Source organism: uncultured Roseibium sp. (assembly GCF_947496995.1).
In the GTDB taxonomy this organism is placed as follows: Bacteria; Pseudomonadota; Alphaproteobacteria; order Rhizobiales; family Stappiaceae; genus Roseibium.
On record NZ_CANMFD010000003.1, the window covers coordinates 61477 to 79267 of the forward strand.

Below are 17791 nucleotides of genomic sequence, written 5' to 3' on the forward strand. Positions count from 1 at the left end.
TCCTGAACGCGGCACAACCTGTCCGATCGTTCGTACCCGCGTTCACAGCCAATATAATGCAAGCTGAAATCGAAGAAAACACGACATCTTGAAATTTGTCGGAAAACAATGCCGCTGCAGGACGTATTGCGATCAAATTCCAGAAAAACTGGACTGGGAGTTGCGGCAGTCCGCTGTTTCGGCGTTATTTTCATCGCCTCTCCATCAGAATTTGCCCCCGGCCGATCCGAAAGATCTTTGCTTGCGTAGAAGTCAGGTCTCAGGCTTGACGTAAATTCTGGAGGGATATCTTGGAACCCCGCGCACACGCACTGGCTTTCGGAAAAGCCGCAATGATCGCCATCTGGATGAGCTTCTGCTTTGCACCTGTCGTTTCTACACCGGGGCTTGCGGACACGGGCGTCGCCGCACGCGCCCTCCCCTCCGCGCAGCTGGTGGGCAAGGGACGAATGACGTTCCTTGGTTTCAAGGTCTTTGACGCCGAACTTTACGCCCCGCAGGGGAGCTACAGTCGCAGCGGCCCGTACGCACTGAAGCTGACCTACCTGCGCAATTTCAAGGGCAAGGCAATCGCCGACCGCTCGGCGGAAGAAATCCGCAAGCAGGGCGGCACCCCGCCGGACAAACTGTCGTCCTGGACCCGTCAGATGACGGCGATTTTCCCGGACGTTTCTGCAGGACAATCGATCACCGGCGTCCGCACCTCGCAGGGCAGCACCGACTTTTATCAGGGCAAGAGGAAGCTCGGGACGATTGCCGATCCTGACTTCACCCGCAGTTTCTTTGATATCTGGCTGGGTGGACAGACCCGCAACCCGCAACTGCGCGCGAAGCTGGTCGGGTCCGGTTCTTGAAGCAGCAGGCGGATCGTCACACGACTGCGGAAGGATTACCCCTCGACACTGCCGGTTCGGACGACCGGCCTGATGACACGACGGTGCCCGAGCTGACGCTCGGATCACTGTCAGGCTATGGCGTGATGGCCTTTCCCCTCGCCTTCGCCGGATTGCCGATCTACCTGCATGCGCCCGATTTCTACGCGCTCACACTACAGCTGCCTTTGACGGCGCTGGGAACCGCCCTGTTGGCGCTGCGGTTGTTCGATGCCATTCAGGACCCGCTTATCGGCAGCCTGAGCGACCGCTTTCATCGCTGGAGACATCTCACTCTGCTGCTTGGCGCCTTCCTGCTCGGCACCGGCTTCTGGATGCTGTTTCATCCGGTGGAACAATCGCCCATGCTCTGGTTCACGCTGTCAGTCCTGATCTGCACGACGGGATATTCCATCGTCGCGATCAATTTCCAGACGCTTGGAGGTCTTTGGCGGGCAAGCAGCGCAAGCCGCACCAGGATCACGGCGAGCCGAGAGGCGTACGGATTGATCGGCCTGCTGGTCGCCTCTGTCATCCCGCCGGTGTTGACCGGTTTCTTCGGCACCAGGGCTGCCTTTCACTGGCTCGCGCTCGGATACCTGCCGCTTCTGGCCATCGCCTGTTGGCTGTTGTTCCGCTGGATGCGCACCGCTCCGCTCATTGTTCCAAGCTCTTCGCGGATATCGGCCGGATGGGTCCGGCTGATGACCGACCGCTGGCGCGCAACCTTCTTCTCGCTGGTACTTCTGAACACCTTCGCAAGTGCCATTCCGGCGGTTCTGGTACTGTTTTTCGTTCGCGACAGGCTGGGTGCCGAAAGTTATACCGGTTTGTTCCTGCTGATCTATTTTCTTTCAGGCGCGGCTTCGCTTCCTCTCTGGACGAGGGTTGCGGGCAAGTACGGCAAACTGCGGGCCTGGCAGATGGCGCTGGCCACCGCAGTCGTCACCTTCTGCTGGGCCGGACTGCTGGCAGGTGGGGATGTCATCGCCTACGCGCTCGTCTGTGCCCTGTCCGGCTTCGCCCTCGGAGCGGATCTGGCTCTGCCGCCTGCCATCCTGGCGGACCATATCGAAGCCGATGACCGGGAATGGGAAGCCTCGCGCCTGTTTTCCGTCATGGCCTTTGTCTCCAAGCTGTCGCTGGCGGCAGCCACAGGTCTCACTCTACCTCTCCTGGGCTTTTTCGGTTACCATCCGGGAGGTCCCATGACCTCCGACCTCGGCCTTCTGTTGAGCCTGACCTATGCCGGTTTGCCATGCGTTTTGAAACTCATCGCTCTTGCAGGATTGCTTCTGTTCCACAAGGATCTGGCAAGGAACAGATAGGCGAGATGATCTCCCTGCCCCGAAACGACAGGATGCACCGCCCGCAATGACGGTAAGACCTCCCCGCACGTTCAGAAAAGAGGATGACCGGGACCCGCTTTCCGCGGCGCTGGAACAGGAGATATTGAACGAGAAAGCATCGACGCTTTCCCGGTTGACGGTAAAACTTGAAAAAGCCCTTTCGGACCTGAAAACCGCCGAGAGCACGGCCGACCTGCCTCAAGAGGACCGCGAACGCCTTGTGGCAGTGGCCGGCGAGGCCCTTTGGCACGTTGTCACCCAGCGGGAACTCTGCGGACTGCGCCAGCACAAGGCCTTCAACGATTTCCTCGCAGTGCCCAGGGAGGTCCGTTTGCGGATGGGTCCGGCCCGGCTTTCCGGAAAGATTTCGCAATAATCTCGAGAAAGAAAACCTCTGTGACAGCGATCACTTCTTTGTTGATGGTGAGCGCTTAAGGGAAGGAAGCTGTTGCATCTGCGATGCCGTAGTGTTTCTTTCTGGGGGCTTTTTGCAGGATGAGTTATTTACTGTCGCATTTTGCGAGCTATGTAAAACCGCTACGGTCGGATGGCGCAGCCACCGCTTGCGCGCGCATATTTAACAACAATACCAGGCGCAGAATGATCACTATGTGCAGGAAGACAGGTTCGTTCAGACTCGGTTCCCTACTTGGCGCGGGATGCCTGGCAGCCGCTCTGCTCCTGAACCCTGCCGTTCCGCTCTTCCCGGCCAGCCAGCCGGCAATGGCCCAGTCTGTGCGCACGGTCCCGGAGGGCAACCGCTACAGGTCCCAGCCGAACATACCCTACGCCTCGGCCCGCCGGACATCCGCCTCCAAGTCCTCCTATGATGCCAAGTTCGAGAAAGTGCTTGGTGTTCTGAAACGCGACCGCGGGCTGATTTCGTCCATCAAGCGGGTGGCCTCACGCTACGGCATCGATCCGATCCACATCATCGGCGCCATCGTCGGCGAGCACACCTATAATTACGACACCCTCGACAGCGCGCAGTCCTATTACGTCAAGGCGCTGGCCTATGCCGGTGTGCGCATAAGCTTCGAAATCAACGGCGAACATGTCGAGACCTTCGTCGAGCGCCCGCAGTTCGACCGCTGCCGCAAGGCGCACATTCAGGAAAGCAGCGACCGCCGCTGGTCCTGCTACGAGAATGTCTGGAACGGCAAGTTTCGCGGCAGATCCGTGGATGGCGTGCGCTATCCGAAGAAGAATTTCAACGAGGCCTTCTTCCAGCCGCTATTTGCCGGCCAGAGCTTCGGGCTGGGCCAGCTCAGCCCGCTGACCGTTCTGAAAATGACCGACCGCGTGGCGCGGCAAAGCAATTTCCGCAAGCTTGAGGCCACCAATGCGGAAAGCGTTTACAAGGCCACCATGGATCCGAATATTTCGCTCCACTATATGGCCGCTATCATTCAGGACGCCATTGCCGCCTACAAATCCGTCGGCAAGGTCGATATATCCAACAACCCGGGCCTGACCGCGACCCTCTACAATCTCGGCGACCCGTGGAGCCGGGCCGCCAAATTCCGCCGCACCGGCCAGGCATGGCCGCGCGAGAATTACTACGGCTGGCTGGTCAACGACCGCATCGACGACCTCAGAGCACTTCTCTGACACCGATCAACTTCACCGCGTTAGACCATCAGGTCAGGAACGGGTTGTTTTCTCGCTCGTGACCGATGGTCGAGGCTTGTCCGTGACCGGGGATGAAGGAAACGTCGTCTCCGAGCGGAAGCAGTTTTTCCCGGATTGACCTGATCAACGTCGCGTGGTCGCCCCCCGGCAGGTCCGTCCGGCCGATCGAGCCGGCAAAAAGAACGTCCCCGGAAATCGCGAACCGCAGGTCCTTGTCGTAGAATACGAGATGCCCCGGAGAGTGGCCGGGACAGTGCAGAACGTCGAACATCCGGCCGGCAATCTCGACCTGATCGCCTTCGTCCATCCAGCGGTCCGGAGTGACCGGCCTGACCCCGTCGACACCGAATTGCGCCGCCTGATCGGCCACCCTGTCGATCATCGCCCGGTCGGCCTCATGCGGTCCTTCCACGGGAACTTCGAGGGCTTCGGCCAGGTCGGCAGCCCCGCCGACATGGTCTATATGTCCATGAGTCAGAACGATTTTTTCAACCTTGACCCCCTGATTGTCGATGGCAGTGCGTATCCGCTCCACGTCACCGCCCGGATCGATCACCGTGCCGCGCATGGTAGCCGGGTCCCAGATCAGCGAACAGTTCTGCTGAAACTGTGTCACGACGATGACCATGACCTGGATCGGCGGCATGTCGCCTTCATTGCCGCCTTGCGCGTCTTCTCCGCCGGCATTTGAAGTTCCTTGAGTCACTACCGCCTCCTTTGGCAGCGACGCCGGTCCGCCCCGATAGGAAATACGGGACAAAGACGACCGCCGTCGTGTTTCTGGTCACTAGCGGCTTCACCTTGCCGCGTGCATTTCGTACAAGATGTATGGGCCGCTGAAAAGATGGCAACCATAATCGGGTAACCGGCCAATGACGCTGAGACTATTAACATTTCTGATATCTGCCGCGACGGTGCTCGGCTTCGCTTCCGGTGCTTCGGCGCAGCCTGGCCGGACACCGCCCAGCTTCGAAAGCTGGACCGTTGATTGCGGCAATACGGGAGTGTGTTTCGCGTCATCCTTTACCCGCACGCAGTCGGTGTGGGTGGACCTGCGCATCGTGCGGGACTGGCAGGCCGAAGCCCAGCCGCTGGTGCGCCTGACCACCAACACCGAATTGCCGCAGGAGGGAAGCCTGCGCTTTGACGTCGACGGGGTGGAGATCGAGGCACTGCCGATCGAGCAGCTTCGGGAAATGCAGCCCACGGTGACCGCCCCGGCAGGCTTCCGGCCGCTCGGCGGCGAGGGTTTCTGGTATCCCACGGGTCCGGTGACCGCGACGTTGCTTCAGGCTATGCAGTCCGGCAAGGAACTGACAATCCATCTGCCGGCCGCAAAGGATGCAGATCCCGTGGCCGTTCCTGTTTCCCTGCAGGGCCTGAAAGCAGGCTTTCTGTGGCTGGACAATCAACAGGACCGCACCGGAACCGTTGCGGCCATTGTCTCGCCCGGTGCCGAGCCCGCCAAGGACGCGCCCCATGCCATGCCGCTTGTCAGCGCGGATCAATTGCCGCCGGAAGTCGCCGCGGTCTGGTCCGCCAATCGCCTGTGCTCCGACATCGACCCGGCAATCTTCGCAGGTCTGAATGCGGTACGCGTCCCCCTCGATGAAAACGGCTCGCTCTACATCATCCCCTGCGGCGCGCCGACGGCCTATAACAGTCCCTATGTCGCCGTCCTTTCCGGCAAGGATGGCGCCGCGCGGCAGATCCATGTTGCCCGCATGTCGGAGAAGGGGCCGGTGGCAACCGACCTGATCTACAATGCAAAGTGGTCCCCGGCCGATGAGCAGCTTGTCAGCTACTTCAAGGGCTCCGGTGTTGGCGAATGCGGCCTCTGGAACAGGTGGAGCTGGAACGGCACGGGACTGGTCCTGCTGGAAGAAGCCACCCGCAAAACATGCGACGGCACCGTCCCTGACTTGTCCATTTGGTCAAATACCTGGCCTCCGAAAAACGCCCCGAATTAGCGCGCGGACCAAGGATTCTCTTGCGGTTTTATCCATCACGCCCTTATGATGAAAGTGCAGCGGCTGGATAGGGATGCGGCAGGAGTGTTTCAACCCGATCCCAGAATGTTGAGCAGGCGTACCGGGTACGTCTGGTTGAGGTGACTCGACTGTGAAGGCGGGTGAGATTGGTCGGTATGTGCCGAAAGGGCGCAGCAGGTAAGGTGATCTGGTAATGCACGATGGCGATTCGGACCGGCGGACGCGTGGTCGGCGCGGCGGCAAACGTGAGTTTGGTGGTCCGCAAGACTTCGGCAGTGACTTCGGCGGAAGCGATTTCGGTGGTGGTGACTTTGGCGGCGGCCGGGACGGCGGCTACCGCGGTGGACGAGACAATGACTACGGTGGCGGCCACGGCCGCGACGACAGAAGCAGCGGTTATGGCGGCGGCCGCGATGGTGGCTACGGCGGTGGTGGCCGTGGCGGCTATGGCGGCGGTGGCAATCGCGAAGGTGGTGGCTATGCCGGTAGCGGCGGTGGTTACGGCGGCGCTAATCGCGAAGGCGGTTACGGTGGCGCCAACCGCGGAGGCTATGGCGGCGGCAATCGCGAAGGTGGCGGCGGCTACGGTGGCGGTGGTGGCTATGGCGGTGGCAACCGTGAAGGCGGTGGCTATGGCGGTGGCGGCGGTTACGGCGGCGGCAATCGCGAAGGCGGTGGATATGCCGGCAGCCGTGGCGGCTACGGCAACCGCGAGGGCGGAGAAGGCGGCGGCGGCTTTGGTCAGCCACGTCCGAACCGGGACATGCCCCCTGCAGAACGCGGCCCGCGTCAGCCCGGCACGGTAAAGTTCTTCAAGACAGACAAGGGCTTCGGCTTCATCACACCGGATGAAGGCGACGCGGATGTGTTCGTGCACATCTCCGCCGTCGAACGCTCTGGCTTTACCTCCCTCGACAGCGGTCAGCGGGTTTCTTTCGAAACCGAGCCGGATCGCCGTGGCAAGGGTCCGAAGGCTGTCGACCTGCAGGCGCTCGATGAAGACGGCCCCCCTGCCGGGCAAGACAGCCGGCCGGCCGAAGACTAAAATTCCTCACCCTTTGAGGTGAGCTGTTTGGGCGTGGCTCAACCACGCCCAAATTCATTTATGGCCGATAAGACTATCTGCCCCGCCGATCCGCACCAGCTCCGGGGACGTCAGGCTCCAGCCAAGTACAGCCTGGAAACACCCGCGCGCCTGTCTTTTACCTCGTGGCATGCCTGCGCCTCGCGTATATCCTTCCCGCGCTTCAATCTCGGCGGAAAAACTTCTATAACGCAGCCCGGACTGCGGACGCCGTGACGTGCGACGCTATCGAATGACTCAAATGCCCCGCTTTCATATCTTTCTCCATGCTATCGGGCTGATCCAGGTGGTTTCATGACATCCAGGCCGTCTTCCTCCGTAATCGTTCGGCCTTTCCGGCCTGGCGATCTGAGCAAACTTCTGCCCTTGAACAACGCATCGGTTCCGGCCGTCAACGAACTGACAGCCGAGGATCTGCTCGACCTGGTCAATTCCGCGATTGTCTGCCTGGTGGCAGACATTGACGATACGCCCGCAGGGTTCCTGCTGTGCATCGGGGACGGCACCAACTACGACAGCCGGAACTATCGCTGGCTGAGCGAACGTCTTTCCAATTTTGCCTATACCGACCGAATTGCCGTGGACGCGGAGCAGCGGGGCAGGAAAATCGGTGAGACGCTTTACGACAGTCTCTTCCGGCACCTTGCCGGCTCCGGACGCAGCTTCGTCTGTGAAGTCAACGAGCGGCCACCCAATCCCGGGTCGCTCAGATTTCACAAGCGGCTGGGATTTGAAGAGATCGGCAGAGCCGATCACGGAGAAAAGGCTGTCGTCTACCTCAAACGGCCGCCACAGCCCGCCGATCCGGAGCAGCAGGCATGAACTACCGGCACGCCTATCATGCGGGAAATATCGGCGATGTGCTGAAACACGCCGTGCTGTCGCGGCTCATTGTCTATTTCAAGCGCAAGGACAAGGCCTTCCGCGTATTCGACACCCATGCCGGTATCGGCCGCTATGACCTCACCTCGGTGGAAACGCAGAAGACGGGAGAATGGCAACAGGGGATCGGCAGGATACTGGCCGCCGACATCCCCGCTCCGGTTGGCGAACTTCTGGCTCCCTGGCTTGACGTCGTCCATGAACTCAATCCGGACGGCGGGCTCAAGCTCTATCCGGGCTCGCCTTTGCTCGCGCGCAGCCTGATGCGCTCCAAGGACCGGCTCACGCTGACGGAACTGCATCCGGTGGACTTCAAGACCCTCTCGGATCTTTTCACCGGCGATCACCAGGTCAAGTCCATCCACCTGGACGGCTGGCTCGCGCTGGGCGGTTTTCTGCCCCCCAAGGAAAAGCGCGGGCTCGTGCTGATCGATCCCGCGTTCGAGGAGACCGATGAATTCGAGCGGATGACCGAAGCGGTTGTCAACGGCTGGAAGAAATGGCCCGGGGGCACCTACGCCATCTGGTATCCGTTGAAAGACGTCAGGGCGGTTCGGCGGATGCACGAGACATTCAGGGAAGCCGGCCTGCGCGATGTGCTGACACTGGAGCTCAATACCGGCAAAAGCGGTCCCGACACGCGAATGCTGGGCTCCGGCATGACCCTCGTCAACGCGCCGTTTACACTGGACCGCGAAATGCGCGTAATCCTGCCATGGCTCTGCGACGTCCTGCATCTGGGTCCGGGAGCCGGATGGAATGTCACCCAGCTGATCGGCGAATAACTGCCCGGGACCGGTCACTTTTGCATGGATCAAAGCTTGACCTCGGGCCTGCCCTCCCCCATCGTCGTTCTCTCAGTTTGCATACTGGAGTTCTTGCCGTGCACATTGCCCGTTTCACCCGCTTTTTCCTGCCCCTCCTGACCGTCCTCACCGTCTGCGCGAGCCTTGCAGTGCCGGCAATGGCGGATGAAAACCGTGTCCATTTCTCTTTCAGCGGTGAGAACCGTCTGCCAGCCTGCACCGCGGCCTCCGTCCAGAGTGCCGTTGCAGGTTCTGTCGCCAGCGCCAGAAGGGACTATTACGATGGCCGCACCATCATGGGCATCGATGACATTCGCGAAACCGGCTACCAGACAGACATCAGTCCGATCGCGCGCCGGTACTGCCATGGCAAGGCCAGCCTCTCCGACGGCAGCATTCAGTCCGTCCACTACTTCGTTGAGGAACACGGCGGTTTTCTCGGCCTGGGCTGGAACGTGGAGGCCTGCATGGCCCCTCTCGACAAATGGCACGTTTACGGCGCCCATTGCAGCACGACACGCCCGCGCTGAGCGAAAAGGTCTTTTCCGATGGCGCTCCACAGCCGTGCTTGGTTGAAGATCTTCTGTCTGCTGGCTGGCCTGATGTCGACATCGACCCTGGCGGAACAGCCCGGGGAATTCGATTTCTTCGTCCTGTCACTTTCCTGGTCGCCGACCTATTGCAAGCAGGAAGGCAAGGATGCCAATCCTTACCAGTGTGAGGTCGACGACCCTTATCGCTTCGTGGTTCACGGTCTTTGGCCGCAATATGAGCAAGGCTACCCGCAATCCTGTCCGGGCATGCCCGAACGCATCGATCGACGGATCGCCGAAGACATGGAAGACATCATGCCCAGTCATGGCCTTGTCTTTCACCAGTGGCGCAAGCACGGCACCTGCTCCGGCCTCGACCCGGAGGATTATTTCAGCCTGACCCGGCAGGCTTTCGAGAAGATTGCCATTCCCGGTGTCTTCAAGAAACTGGACAAGCGCGGCAAGGCCGCTCCGGCGACCGTCGAAAAGGCCTTCCGCCTCGCAAATCCGGGGTTGCGGGAAGATGGCATGGCCGTCACCTGCGATCGCGGCGAGCTGGAAGAAGTCCGCATCTGCCTGACGAAGGACCTGGCGTTCCGCTCCTGCACTGCCGTTGACCGTGCCGGATGCCGGTCCGCCAGCTTCGACGTTCCCCCACCCGGCGCCCGGTAAGACCACACCGGCCGCAATTCTCAAGCCTCACTGTTCAGGAGCCTGGACCATGATGAAATTACGTTCGTCTCCCCCTTCCCCTTTCGGCCGCAAGGTGAAACTCGCCGCGGCGATCCTCGGACTGAAAGACAAGATCACGGTGGAAGACACCAACACCGCGGACCCATCCGACAGCATTCGCGACCAGAACCCTCTTGGAAAAATTCCGGCGCTCGTGCTGAAAGACGGTGAGGTGCTTTACGACAGCGCCGTCATCATCGAGTATCTTGATTTCCTGGCTGGCGGCGGCAAGCTCTTTCCGGAAGGCGAAGCCCGCTTCGCGGTGCTGCGCGATCAAGCGCTCGCAGACGGCATCATGGATGCCGCCATCCTTCGGGTTTATGAGAAGCGCTTCAAGGAAAAGCAGTATCGCGATCCCGCCTGGGACGCCTACCATGCGGCAAAGATGGAACGAGGCCTGGCGTATTTCGAGGAAAAAACGCCCCCTGCGCCGACAACCGGCGCCGATGTGACGGCAGGCACGCTGACGCTCGCCTGCACCCTTGGATATCTCGACATGCGCTACGGCGGTGAATGGCGGCAGGACCATCCCGCGCTGGTCGCCTGGCTGGATGCATTCGAAGCCGCGGTTCCTGCCTTTGCCGACACCAGGCAGCCGCCAGCGCCTGTCCCGGATAACGCCCCTGCGGCTCTTCGGTAACCTGCTGCACGATCAGCCCGCTTTCACGAGAAAGCTCGGAAAGCGGGCCGCATCATGCACGTGGAGTGACGTCGAATTCCCCGTTTATCGGCCAGTTGATGCCGCTCGATGTGCCACCATCCACCCTGATCGTCTGTCCTGTCAGGAAGGCCGCTGCGGGCGAGGCCAGAAAGATCGCTGTGCCGATCAGGTCGTCGACGGAGCCCATGCGCCCCAGCGGCGTGACAGTCCGGTTCCAGGATTGCAGGTTCGGATCGGACCAGAGCTTTTCGGTCAGATCGGTCAGAATGAAGCCCGGTGCCAGGCCATTCACCCGGACGCCATGTTGTCCCCACTCAAGAGCCATGACGCGGGTCATGCTGGACAGGCCGGCTTTCGACATCCCGTAGGGCCCGACCTGGGCAAGGGAATTGAAAGAAGACAGACTGTCCACGTTGATCACGCAGCCATTGCCCTGACGGATCATCTGCCTGCCGACGGTCTGCGCCATGAAGAACGCGCCGCGCAGATTGATATCCATGATCATGTCGAATTCTTCGGGGGTGTAGTCGACGGCCGGCTTGCGGATATTCACACCCGCACAATTGATCAACGCATCGATCCGGCCGTATCGCGCGACAACCGCATCGACACAGGCCGAAATCGTGTCCGTCTCGCTGACGTCACAGACTTCATGGGTCATCGGAATCGGCGCGGCCGGAGCAGCCTCGCAGGCACTCTGCAAGGTTTTTTCATCACGCCCCGTGATGACGACCCGCGCGCCGCGAGTGGCAAACGCCTCCGCCATCGCCAGCCCTATTCCCCTGCTGCCGCCTGAAATCAGAACGGTTTTTTCCGATACGTCGAATAGCGCGTCTGTCAATTCATCAACTCCTGACCGACGCTCCAGCATCGGATGAAACACTCAGTGGCTGTCACGCGGCATCTGATGGCGCACCTTCTGGTAGGACGTTGCCATTTCAAGACATCCCCCTTCCGCTAGCTGGCCGACATTCGCGCGGTATAATTCCTGCCAGGGTGTCTGGTTCTCCAGCTCGGGCGGAGACCAGTTCTTGCGTCTTTCGCTCCACTCCGCTTCTTCAACCAGGGCGTTGAGTGTGCGGTTGTTGAGATCCAGTCGAACCCTGTCACCATTCTTGAGCAACGCAAGACCGCCGCCGACAACCGACTCCGGCGACGCATTGAGAATGGAGGGGCTTTCCGATGTGCCCGACTGTCTGCCGTCACCCACGGTCGGAAGATGCATGACGCCCTGTTTCAAAAGCGCGTCCGGCGGCTGCATGTTCACGACCTCTGCCGAGCCGGGAAAACCGACGCAGCCGGTGCCCCGGATAAACAGGATGCAGCTCTCGTCGATATCCTGCTCCGGATCGTTCAGTGTCGCGTGATAATGCTCAGGCCCCTCGAAGACGACGGCACGTGCATCGAACACGTTTTCCGACCCCGGCTTGCTCAGAAAACGGCCCCGGAACTTGTCCGAAATCACACTGGTCTTCATCAGTGCGGAGTCGAACAGATTACCGCTCAAGACCATGAACCCGGCTTTCTTGCGCAGCGGGTTGGCCACGCTCGCGATCACCTCGTAGTCACTGCTTCTGGTGTCGGCGAGGTTTTCAGCCAGTGTCTTGCCGGAAACCGTCAGAACATTGTCATGCAGCAGCCCTTCCTGAAGCAGCTCTCCCATGACCGCGGGAATGCCGCCTGCCCGGAAGAACCGTTCGCCGAGATATTTTCCCGCCGGCTGCATGTTGACCAGAAGCGGCAGGTCATACCCCTGCTCCTGCCAGTCATGAATATCGAGATCGACACCGATATGCCGCGCGATCGCCTGAATATGCGGGGGCGCGTTGGTGGATCCGCCTATGGCGGTCGCAACCCGGATGGCGTTTTCGAACGCTTCGCGTGTCAGAACTTTCGACGGCGTCAGATCCTCTTCGACCATCGCGACAATGCGCTTGCCGGTCTCATAGGCCATCCCCATCCGCTCACGGAACGGCGCCGGTATCGCGGCGCAGCCCGGCAGGCTCATCCCCAGCGCTTCAGCCAGGGCATTCATCGTGCTTGCCGTGCCCATCGTGTTGCAGTGGCCCAGGGACGGCGCGGAGGCGCAAACGCGGCTGATGAATTCGTCGTAGTCAATGACCCCTTCGGCAAGCAGCCGCCGGCTTTCCCAGATGATCGTACCCGAACCCGCCAGTTCCCCCTTCCACCAGCCGTCCAGCATCGGACCGCCCGACAGAACGATCGCCGGCAGGTCCACTGTCGCGGCCCCCATCAGCATTGCCGGCGTGGTCTTGTCACATCCTGTCGTCAGAACCACACCGTCAAGCGGATAGCCGTGCAGCACTTCCACCAGCCCCAGATAGGCCAGGTTGCGGTCGAGGGCCGCTGTCGGTCTCTTGCCGTTCTCGTGCAGGGGATGGATCGGGAACTCGATCGGTATTCCGCCGCCGTCGCGAATGCCTGCCTTGATCCGTTCGGAAAGAAGAAGGTGGATCTTGTTGCAGGGCGTCAGTTCGGAGCCCGACTGGGCGATACCGACAACAGGCCGGCCGGACTGAAGCTCCTCCGGTGTGAAACCGTTATTCTGATAGCGTTCCAGATAGAGCGCCGTCATTGCCGGATTGTTCGGATTGTTGAACCATTCCTGTGACCGCAATCTGGACTTGGCCAAATACTTCGAACGATACTCGTCCATACCCTTTGTGCCCCTCAACCATTGACTGCCGCGGAGGCTTCCTCCTCGGCAAACACAATTCTGATGTTGTCGATCGCGCGTCTCAGGTGCTCTCTCATTTCGGAGGAAACCTGCTCCTTGTCACGGTGCCGGAGCCCCTCGACGATCCGGCCGTGGTCGATCATCGCCTTGTCCCGGGCTGCCCGGCGACGTGCGGACAGGAAGCGGACCCGCCAAAGACGCGAGTGATACTGTTTGTGGGTCTTGATCAGCGAAGGGTTCTTCGTCGAGGCGACGATCGCTTCGTGAAAGGCCATGTCGATCTGGAAAAATTTTATCTGGTCGGGCTCCTGCACATTGGCGAGCATCATCTTGTGCATGTCCTCGATCTTGTCGATTTCGTCCTCGGTCGCCTCGTCGCAGGCGCATTCTCCCGCAAGCTCTTCCAAAGCCGACTGCACAAGCAGCAGGTGGCTTACCTCGACAAATGTTGGATTTGCGACGACAGGGCTTTTGGAGGGGGACATTTCAACAAGGCCCTCAGCTTCAAGAGTCAGAAGTCCCTCGCGCAAAGGCGTGCGGCTCACGCCGAGGGCAGCCGCGGTTTCCCGTTCCGGAATGTTCTTGCCAGGAGGCAGCTGACCCAACAGAATTTGTTGGCGGAGGACGTCGGCGATCTGATCGCCGAGCCGCTGGCGTGGCAGGGAGGGAAGATCGATGGTAGCGTTTTTCATCAGTGACACGTTTGTTTCTCAGCACATGTTTCAGATTTGCGTTCTCTAAAATATTTTTCCGGACGAACCGATATATATTTGGTATACCAACTAAAGGTCGAGATATATAACAAATGTTAGTCAAGTGGTATAATCTCAACACAAGTTGACAGCATGACCGGATGTGACTACGAGTTTTAAGTGTGGCTGTCGCGCTGAAAAACACGAACCGCAGTAGTCGCGAGTCTTTCCTGGGAGGAAAGATGCAATTGGGAGGAAAGATATGAAGTTCATTAGCCTGGCGGCTGTAGCCGCCTTGTCCGCTGGTCTTGCGACAGGAGCAGCCGCGGCCGAATTCAATTTGCGCCTGCAAACACAATATTCGGCTGAATCCGTTTCGGGTCAGCTGGCGCAGGAGTTTATCGACAATGTCGAGCGCATGTCCGGTGGACGTGTTGAAATCGAGATGTTCTGGTCGTCGGCCGTTGTCGCCACGGTCGAGGGCTTCGATGCTGCCGCAACCGGCATTCTTGACGGCGAAATGCATGGCGGCGCCTACCAGACCGGCAAAAATCCTGCATTCCAGTTCGTGGGCGACCCGATGGGTGGCTATGACACGCCCTGGGAGCTTTACAGCTTCTACTATTTCGGTGGCGGTGAGGAGGCTGCCAACGAGCTGTACGAAGCGCACAACATGCATCTTGTCGGCTGGTGGACCGGTGGTCAGGAAGCCATGTCCTCTTCCCGGCCGATTGCGGGCCCCGAAGACCTGAAGGACTGGAAATTCCGGTCGCCTCCGGGCCTTGAAACCGAAATCTTCGCCGAACTGGGCGCTTCTCCGATCGTCATCGACTTCACGGAAGTGTTCACGTCGCTCGAAACCGGCATCATTGACGGTGCGGATGCATCCAGCCTCGCCAACAACGTCGGCCTCGGCCTCTATGACATCGTCGGACATGCCACCTATCCCGGCTTCCACTCGATGCCGGTTGACCATGTGACGTTCAACCTCGACGTCTGGAACAGCTTCCCGGACGACATCAAGGCGATCATCGAAACGGCGACACAGGCACTGGCTTTCAAGACGTCGATGACGATCCATATCGCCAACGAGGAAGCCGCCACGATGCTGAAGGAAAAGGGCGTGAAGCTCTATGACTGGTCGGCGGAAGATCGTGCCGAATTCCGCGCCGGCGCACAGCGCGCATGGGACGGCTGGGCCGACAAGACACCGGAAGCGAAGGCTCTGGTGGAAGCACACCGTGCTTTCCTTCGCCGCATCGGCAAAATCGACTAGACTCCAACTCCTCGCCTATGTGTAGAGTTAGCGAGCCCTCCGGGGCTCGCTTTTCTCTTCTGTCGGAATTGTTGAAGCGCAAGGGAGGGCGTTGTGACTGTTCAAGCTGAGAGTGTGTGGCTGGGTTCCGCAAGAGAACCTGTCCGATTGGTCATGTGGGCCAGTATGTTCGGCGCCGGCGCGCTCGTCCTTTGGCTGATCCTGGGCGTTGTTTTTTTCGGGTCCGATGTCGGCATGAAGCAGTTCCTGTTGCCGGGCGAAAAACCGGTCGTCCTTCTGACGCTGATCCTGTTGAGCATCGTGCTGCTTTCCGCGAGCGTCTACCTGTCCGACATACGCGGCGCAATCGAACCTGAGCCTTCCGGTTTTTTTGACATCGTCAGTCTGGTGTGCGCACGCGTGTCCATGATCGCAACCGCCGGGATTGTCTTCGTGATGTTTTTCGAAGTTGTATCCCGCTACGTTTTCGAAAAACCCACCCTCTGGGCGAACGAACTTTCTCTCTGGATAGCAGGCTTCGTATTCCTGCTTTCCGGGCTCTACGCGATGCAGCAGCGCAGCCATATTCGCATCTATATCATTTATGACCTGCTTCCCCGTTGGCTCCAGAAGCTTTCGGACGTGATCTCGGTGCTGCTGATCTGGACCTTCGCCTTTCTGCTGATCTGGGGGGGATACAACGAAGCGGTCGCCAAGTTTTTCCGCTGGGAAACATTCGGAACCGCGTGGGATCCTCCCATCCCCGCCACCATCAAGCCGGCGATCCTGTTGGTTGTGCTGCTGGTGGCAATCCAGGCCCTGTCCAACCTGATCGCCGACTGGAACAAGGCACCTGAGGTTCACCTGCCGGTCGACGACCTCGACGAGCACGAGATCGAACTCATACGCAAGAATATCGAGGGCTAGCGGCATGGACGTTGGAACGATTTCACTTCTACTGCTGCTGGGCCTGTTCCTGCTTCTGGCCCTCGGAATGCCGCTGGGATTTGCCTCGGCAACTCTGGCCGGCGCCATCCTGGTGATGAAATTCGGGCCGGATCTGCTGTTCCGCGATTTTGGCCGCGGTCCACTGGCGGTCATAGGCCAGGCGATCTACCGGCAGATGACGAACTACGTCCTCATTTCCGTGCCGCTGTTCATATTCATGGCCGCGTTGCTGGAACGAAGCGGCATCGCGAAAGACATGTACTCCTCGCTCAATGTCTGGCTCAGCCGGACGCGGGGCGGCATCGCGATCGTCACGTCGATCATGGCCGTGATCATGGCGGCCATGTCCGGGATCATCGGCGGCGAGGTCGTCCTGCTCGGCCTGATCGCCCTGCCACAGATGCTCCGGCTCGGCTACAATCAGAACCTCGCCATCGGGACGATTTGCGCAAGCGGTTCGCTTGGCACCATGATCCCGCCGTCGATCGTTCTGATCTTCTATGGCCTTGTCACCGAAACCTCCATCAAGGCGCTGTTCACCGCATCGTTCCTTCCCGGATTCATGCTGGCGTCCTTCTTCCTGATCTACATCATTGTCAGGACCCAGCTGAACCCGGAACAGGCCCCCTTGCCCGAACCGGATCCCGATGATCCGCAAGGCAGGGAAAAAGCCAAGCTCTTCGCAGGCTTCATGACCGTCATCGTTCTGGCGGCAACCACCCTCGTCCTGGTGCGCACATTGTTCTTCACCCTGACCGGGGCGAATGACGTGACAGAAGGCGTCGATCCCATCACCTGGGGCATGGTTTCGGATATCCCCTATCAGCTTGGCATACTGTTTGTCGGTTTCCTGCTTGTCGTTTTCGTATTCGGCCGCGACGGCATCCGGCAGGGCTGGAATATGGGCAAGGGCCTTGTCGCGCCGCTGGTCGTCATCGGCGTCGTGCTCGGGTCCATTTACGGCGGCATCACCGGCATCACCGAGGCAGCTGCAATGGGTGTGGTCGCCGTATTCGTGATCTCTGTCCTGCGCCGGGAAATGAGCGCTGAAGTGCTGCTCGACTCGCTGATCCGCACCATGAAATCCACCGGAACCATTATCTGGGTGACAGTGGGCGCGGCAGCTCTGGCCTCCGCCTATACGCTCGTGGGCGGCCCGACTTACGTCGCCAATCTGATTGTCGGAACCGAACTTCCCACAATGGGCATCATACTTGTGATGATGGTGGTTTTTCTGGTCATGGGGATGTTCATGGACTGGGTCGGGATCGTCCTGCTGATCATGCCGGTGTTCCTGCCCATCGTCATGGCAATGCCTGTCGACGAACTTGGCTTCTTCGGCCGTGTGGAGCCCAGCCATGTGGCGATCTGGTTCGGCGTGGTGTTCACGATGAACATGCAGGTCAGCTTCCTGTCACCGCCTTTCGGTCCGGCAGCGTTCTACCTGAAATCGGTCGCCCCGTCGCACATCTCCCTGACCGATATCTTCAAGGGTTTTCTGCCTTTCATCGGCATTCAGCTTCTGGCCCTGCTCATTCTTCTCACATGGCCGAACCTGGTTTCGGTGTTCCTTTAGGAACATTGCGAGGAGCCTGAAAAAACCTCCGGCCCGCGTTCACACGAACGCGGGCCGGACGCTTTTGAGCCATCCGGTTT

At 59.9% G+C, this 17791-nt stretch carries 18 protein-coding genes; 14 read left to right on the top strand and 4 right to left on the bottom strand.

Features of this window, described 5'->3' with window-relative positions:
• The first annotated feature begins 290 nt into the window (after positions 1 to 290).
• From Q1B40_RS13115 to Q1B40_RS13130, 4 genes are all read left to right on the top strand, one after another.
• Complete coding sequence (locus Q1B40_RS13115; RefSeq protein ID WP_299815141.1) at positions 291 to 854, top strand: chalcone isomerase family protein; 564 nt, start codon at positions 291 to 293, stop codon at positions 852 to 854.
• Positions 851 to 2200, top strand: a complete 1350-nt coding sequence (locus tag Q1B40_RS13120) for an MFS transporter (RefSeq protein WP_299815144.1) — start codon at positions 851 to 853, stop codon at positions 2198 to 2200. Before Q1B40_RS13115 ends, Q1B40_RS13120 begins: the two co-directional genes overlap by 4 nt.
• Before the next feature lie 46 nt (positions 2201 to 2246).
• The gene (locus Q1B40_RS13125; RefSeq protein WP_299815147.1) at positions 2247 to 2597 is read left to right on the top strand and encodes a DUF6665 family protein; all 351 of its coding nucleotides are present in this window, start codon (positions 2247 to 2249) and stop codon (positions 2595 to 2597) included.
• Positions 2598 to 2944: 347 nt separating this feature from the next.
• Positions 2945 to 3832 (top strand): DUF1402 family protein, encoded by an 888-nt coding sequence (locus Q1B40_RS13130; protein WP_299815149.1) that lies wholly within the window; start codon positions 2945 to 2947, stop codon positions 3830 to 3832.
• Positions 3833 to 3860: 28 nt separating this feature from the next.
• On the opposite strand, the gene Q1B40_RS13135 is transcribed toward Q1B40_RS13130, so the two are convergent.
• Positions 3861 to 4499, bottom strand: a complete 639-nt coding sequence (locus Q1B40_RS13135) for an MBL fold metallo-hydrolase (RefSeq protein WP_299816513.1) — start codon at positions 4497 to 4499, stop codon at positions 3861 to 3863.
• Positions 4500 to 4725: 226 nt separating this feature from the next.
• On the opposite strand from Q1B40_RS13135, the gene Q1B40_RS13140 reads away from it, so the two are divergent.
• The 7 genes from Q1B40_RS13140 (at position 4726) to Q1B40_RS13170 (ending at position 10521) form a co-directional block, all read left to right on the top strand.
• Positions 4726 to 5823 carry a DUF1176 domain-containing protein gene (locus Q1B40_RS13140; protein ID WP_299815152.1) on the top strand — a complete coding sequence of 366 codons (1098 nt, stop codon included), beginning with the start codon at positions 4726 to 4728 and terminating at the stop codon, positions 5821 to 5823.
• Between the two features lie 214 nt (positions 5824 to 6037).
• Entirely contained in the window at positions 6038 to 6889 is an 852-nt protein-coding gene (locus tag Q1B40_RS13145) for a cold-shock protein (protein ID WP_299815156.1), read from the top strand.
• Positions 6890 to 7222: 333 nt separating this feature from the next.
• On the top strand, positions 7223 to 7750 hold the full coding sequence (locus Q1B40_RS13150; RefSeq protein WP_299815159.1) for a GNAT family N-acetyltransferase: 528 nt from the start codon (positions 7223 to 7225) through the stop codon (positions 7748 to 7750).
• Positions 7747 to 8595: a 23S rRNA (adenine(2030)-N(6))-methyltransferase RlmJ gene (locus Q1B40_RS13155; protein ID WP_299815162.1), complete on the top strand. Its 849-nt coding sequence runs from the start codon at positions 7747 to 7749 to the stop codon at positions 8593 to 8595. The genes Q1B40_RS13150 and Q1B40_RS13155 overlap by 4 nt, the downstream gene beginning before the upstream one ends.
• Positions 8596 to 8693: 98 nt before the next feature.
• Positions 8694 to 9146, top strand: a complete 453-nt coding sequence (locus Q1B40_RS13160; protein ID WP_299815165.1) for a cytoplasmic protein — start codon at positions 8694 to 8696, stop codon at positions 9144 to 9146.
• Positions 9147 to 9218: 72 nt separating this feature from the next.
• Positions 9219 to 9821: a ribonuclease T gene (locus tag Q1B40_RS13165; RefSeq protein ID WP_299815168.1), complete on the top strand. Its 603-nt coding sequence runs from the start codon at positions 9219 to 9221 to the stop codon at positions 9819 to 9821.
• Between the two features lie 49 nt (positions 9822 to 9870).
• Entirely contained in the window at positions 9871 to 10521 is a 651-nt protein-coding gene (locus tag Q1B40_RS13170) for a glutathione S-transferase family protein (RefSeq protein WP_299815171.1), read from the top strand.
• A 52-nt stretch (positions 10522 to 10573) separates the two neighbouring features.
• Here the strand turns inward: Q1B40_RS13170 and Q1B40_RS13175 are convergent, their stop codons facing one another.
• The 3 genes from Q1B40_RS13175 to Q1B40_RS13185 are packed head-to-tail and all read right to left on the bottom strand — an operon-like array spanning position 10574 to position 13932.
• Positions 10574 to 11383: an SDR family NAD(P)-dependent oxidoreductase gene (locus tag Q1B40_RS13175; protein WP_299815174.1), complete on the bottom strand. Its 810-nt coding sequence runs from the start codon at positions 11381 to 11383 to the stop codon at positions 10574 to 10576.
• Between the two features lie 42 nt (positions 11384 to 11425).
• Positions 11426 to 13219 carry an IlvD/Edd family dehydratase gene (locus tag Q1B40_RS13180; RefSeq protein ID WP_299815184.1) on the bottom strand — a complete coding sequence of 598 codons (1794 nt, stop codon included), beginning with the start codon at positions 13217 to 13219 and terminating at the stop codon, positions 11426 to 11428.
• A 14-nt stretch (positions 13220 to 13233) separates the two neighbouring features.
• Positions 13234 to 13932: a GntR family transcriptional regulator gene (locus tag Q1B40_RS13185; RefSeq protein WP_299816515.1), complete on the bottom strand. Its 699-nt coding sequence runs from the start codon at positions 13930 to 13932 to the stop codon at positions 13234 to 13236.
• 262 nt (positions 13933 to 14194) lie between these two features.
• Here Q1B40_RS13185 and Q1B40_RS13190 point away from each other — a divergent pair, with 262 nt between their 5' ends.
• From Q1B40_RS13190 to Q1B40_RS13200, 3 genes are all read left to right on the top strand, one after another.
• Positions 14195 to 15208, top strand: a complete 1014-nt coding sequence (locus Q1B40_RS13190; RefSeq protein WP_299815187.1) for a TRAP transporter substrate-binding protein — start codon at positions 14195 to 14197, stop codon at positions 15206 to 15208.
• Positions 15209 to 15301: 93 nt separating this feature from the next.
• Positions 15302 to 16114 carry a TRAP transporter small permease subunit gene (locus Q1B40_RS13195; RefSeq protein ID WP_299815190.1) on the top strand — a complete coding sequence of 271 codons (813 nt, stop codon included), beginning with the start codon at positions 15302 to 15304 and terminating at the stop codon, positions 16112 to 16114.
• A 4-nt stretch (positions 16115 to 16118) separates the two neighbouring features.
• Positions 16119 to 17711 (top strand): TRAP transporter large permease subunit, encoded by a 1593-nt coding sequence (locus tag Q1B40_RS13200; RefSeq protein ID WP_299815193.1) that lies wholly within the window; start codon positions 16119 to 16121, stop codon positions 17709 to 17711.
• Positions 17712 to 17791 lie beyond the last annotated feature (80 nt).

What these genes read in the sequence shown, in the direction of transcription:
- Q1B40_RS13125 (WP_299815147.1), top strand. Translation starts at nt 2,247, where the DNA reads ATGACGGTAAGACCTCCCCGCACGTTCAGAAAAGAGGATGACCGGGAC.
- Q1B40_RS13130 (WP_299815149.1), top strand. Translation starts at nt 2,945, where the DNA reads ATGGCCCAGTCTGTGCGCACGGTCCCGGAGGGCAACCGCTACAGGTCC.
- Q1B40_RS13135 (WP_299816513.1), bottom strand. Translation starts at nt 4,499, where the DNA reads ATGCCGCCGATCCAGGTCATGGTCATCGTCGTGACACAGTTTCAGCAG.
- Q1B40_RS13140 (WP_299815152.1), top strand. Translation starts at nt 4,726, where the DNA reads ATGACGCTGAGACTATTAACATTTCTGATATCTGCCGCGACGGTGCTC.
- Q1B40_RS13145 (WP_299815156.1), top strand. Translation starts at nt 6,038, where the DNA reads ATGCACGATGGCGATTCGGACCGGCGGACGCGTGGTCGGCGCGGCGGC.
- Q1B40_RS13150 (WP_299815159.1), top strand. Translation starts at nt 7,223, where the DNA reads ATGACATCCAGGCCGTCTTCCTCCGTAATCGTTCGGCCTTTCCGGCCT.
- Q1B40_RS13155 (WP_299815162.1), top strand. Translation starts at nt 7,747, where the DNA reads ATGAACTACCGGCACGCCTATCATGCGGGAAATATCGGCGATGTGCTG.
- Q1B40_RS13165 (WP_299815168.1), top strand. Translation starts at nt 9,219, where the DNA reads ATGTCGACATCGACCCTGGCGGAACAGCCCGGGGAATTCGATTTCTTC.
- Q1B40_RS13170 (WP_299815171.1), top strand. Translation starts at nt 9,871, where the DNA reads ATGATGAAATTACGTTCGTCTCCCCCTTCCCCTTTCGGCCGCAAGGTG.
- Q1B40_RS13180 (WP_299815184.1), bottom strand. Translation starts at nt 13,219, where the DNA reads ATGGACGAGTATCGTTCGAAGTATTTGGCCAAGTCCAGATTGCGGTCA.
- Q1B40_RS13185 (WP_299816515.1), bottom strand. Translation starts at nt 13,932, where the DNA reads ATGAAAAACGCTACCATCGATCTTCCCTCCCTGCCACGCCAGCGGCTC.
- Q1B40_RS13190 (WP_299815187.1), top strand. Translation starts at nt 14,195, where the DNA reads ATGAAGTTCATTAGCCTGGCGGCTGTAGCCGCCTTGTCCGCTGGTCTT.
- Q1B40_RS13200 (WP_299815193.1), top strand. Translation starts at nt 16,119, where the DNA reads ATGGACGTTGGAACGATTTCACTTCTACTGCTGCTGGGCCTGTTCCTG.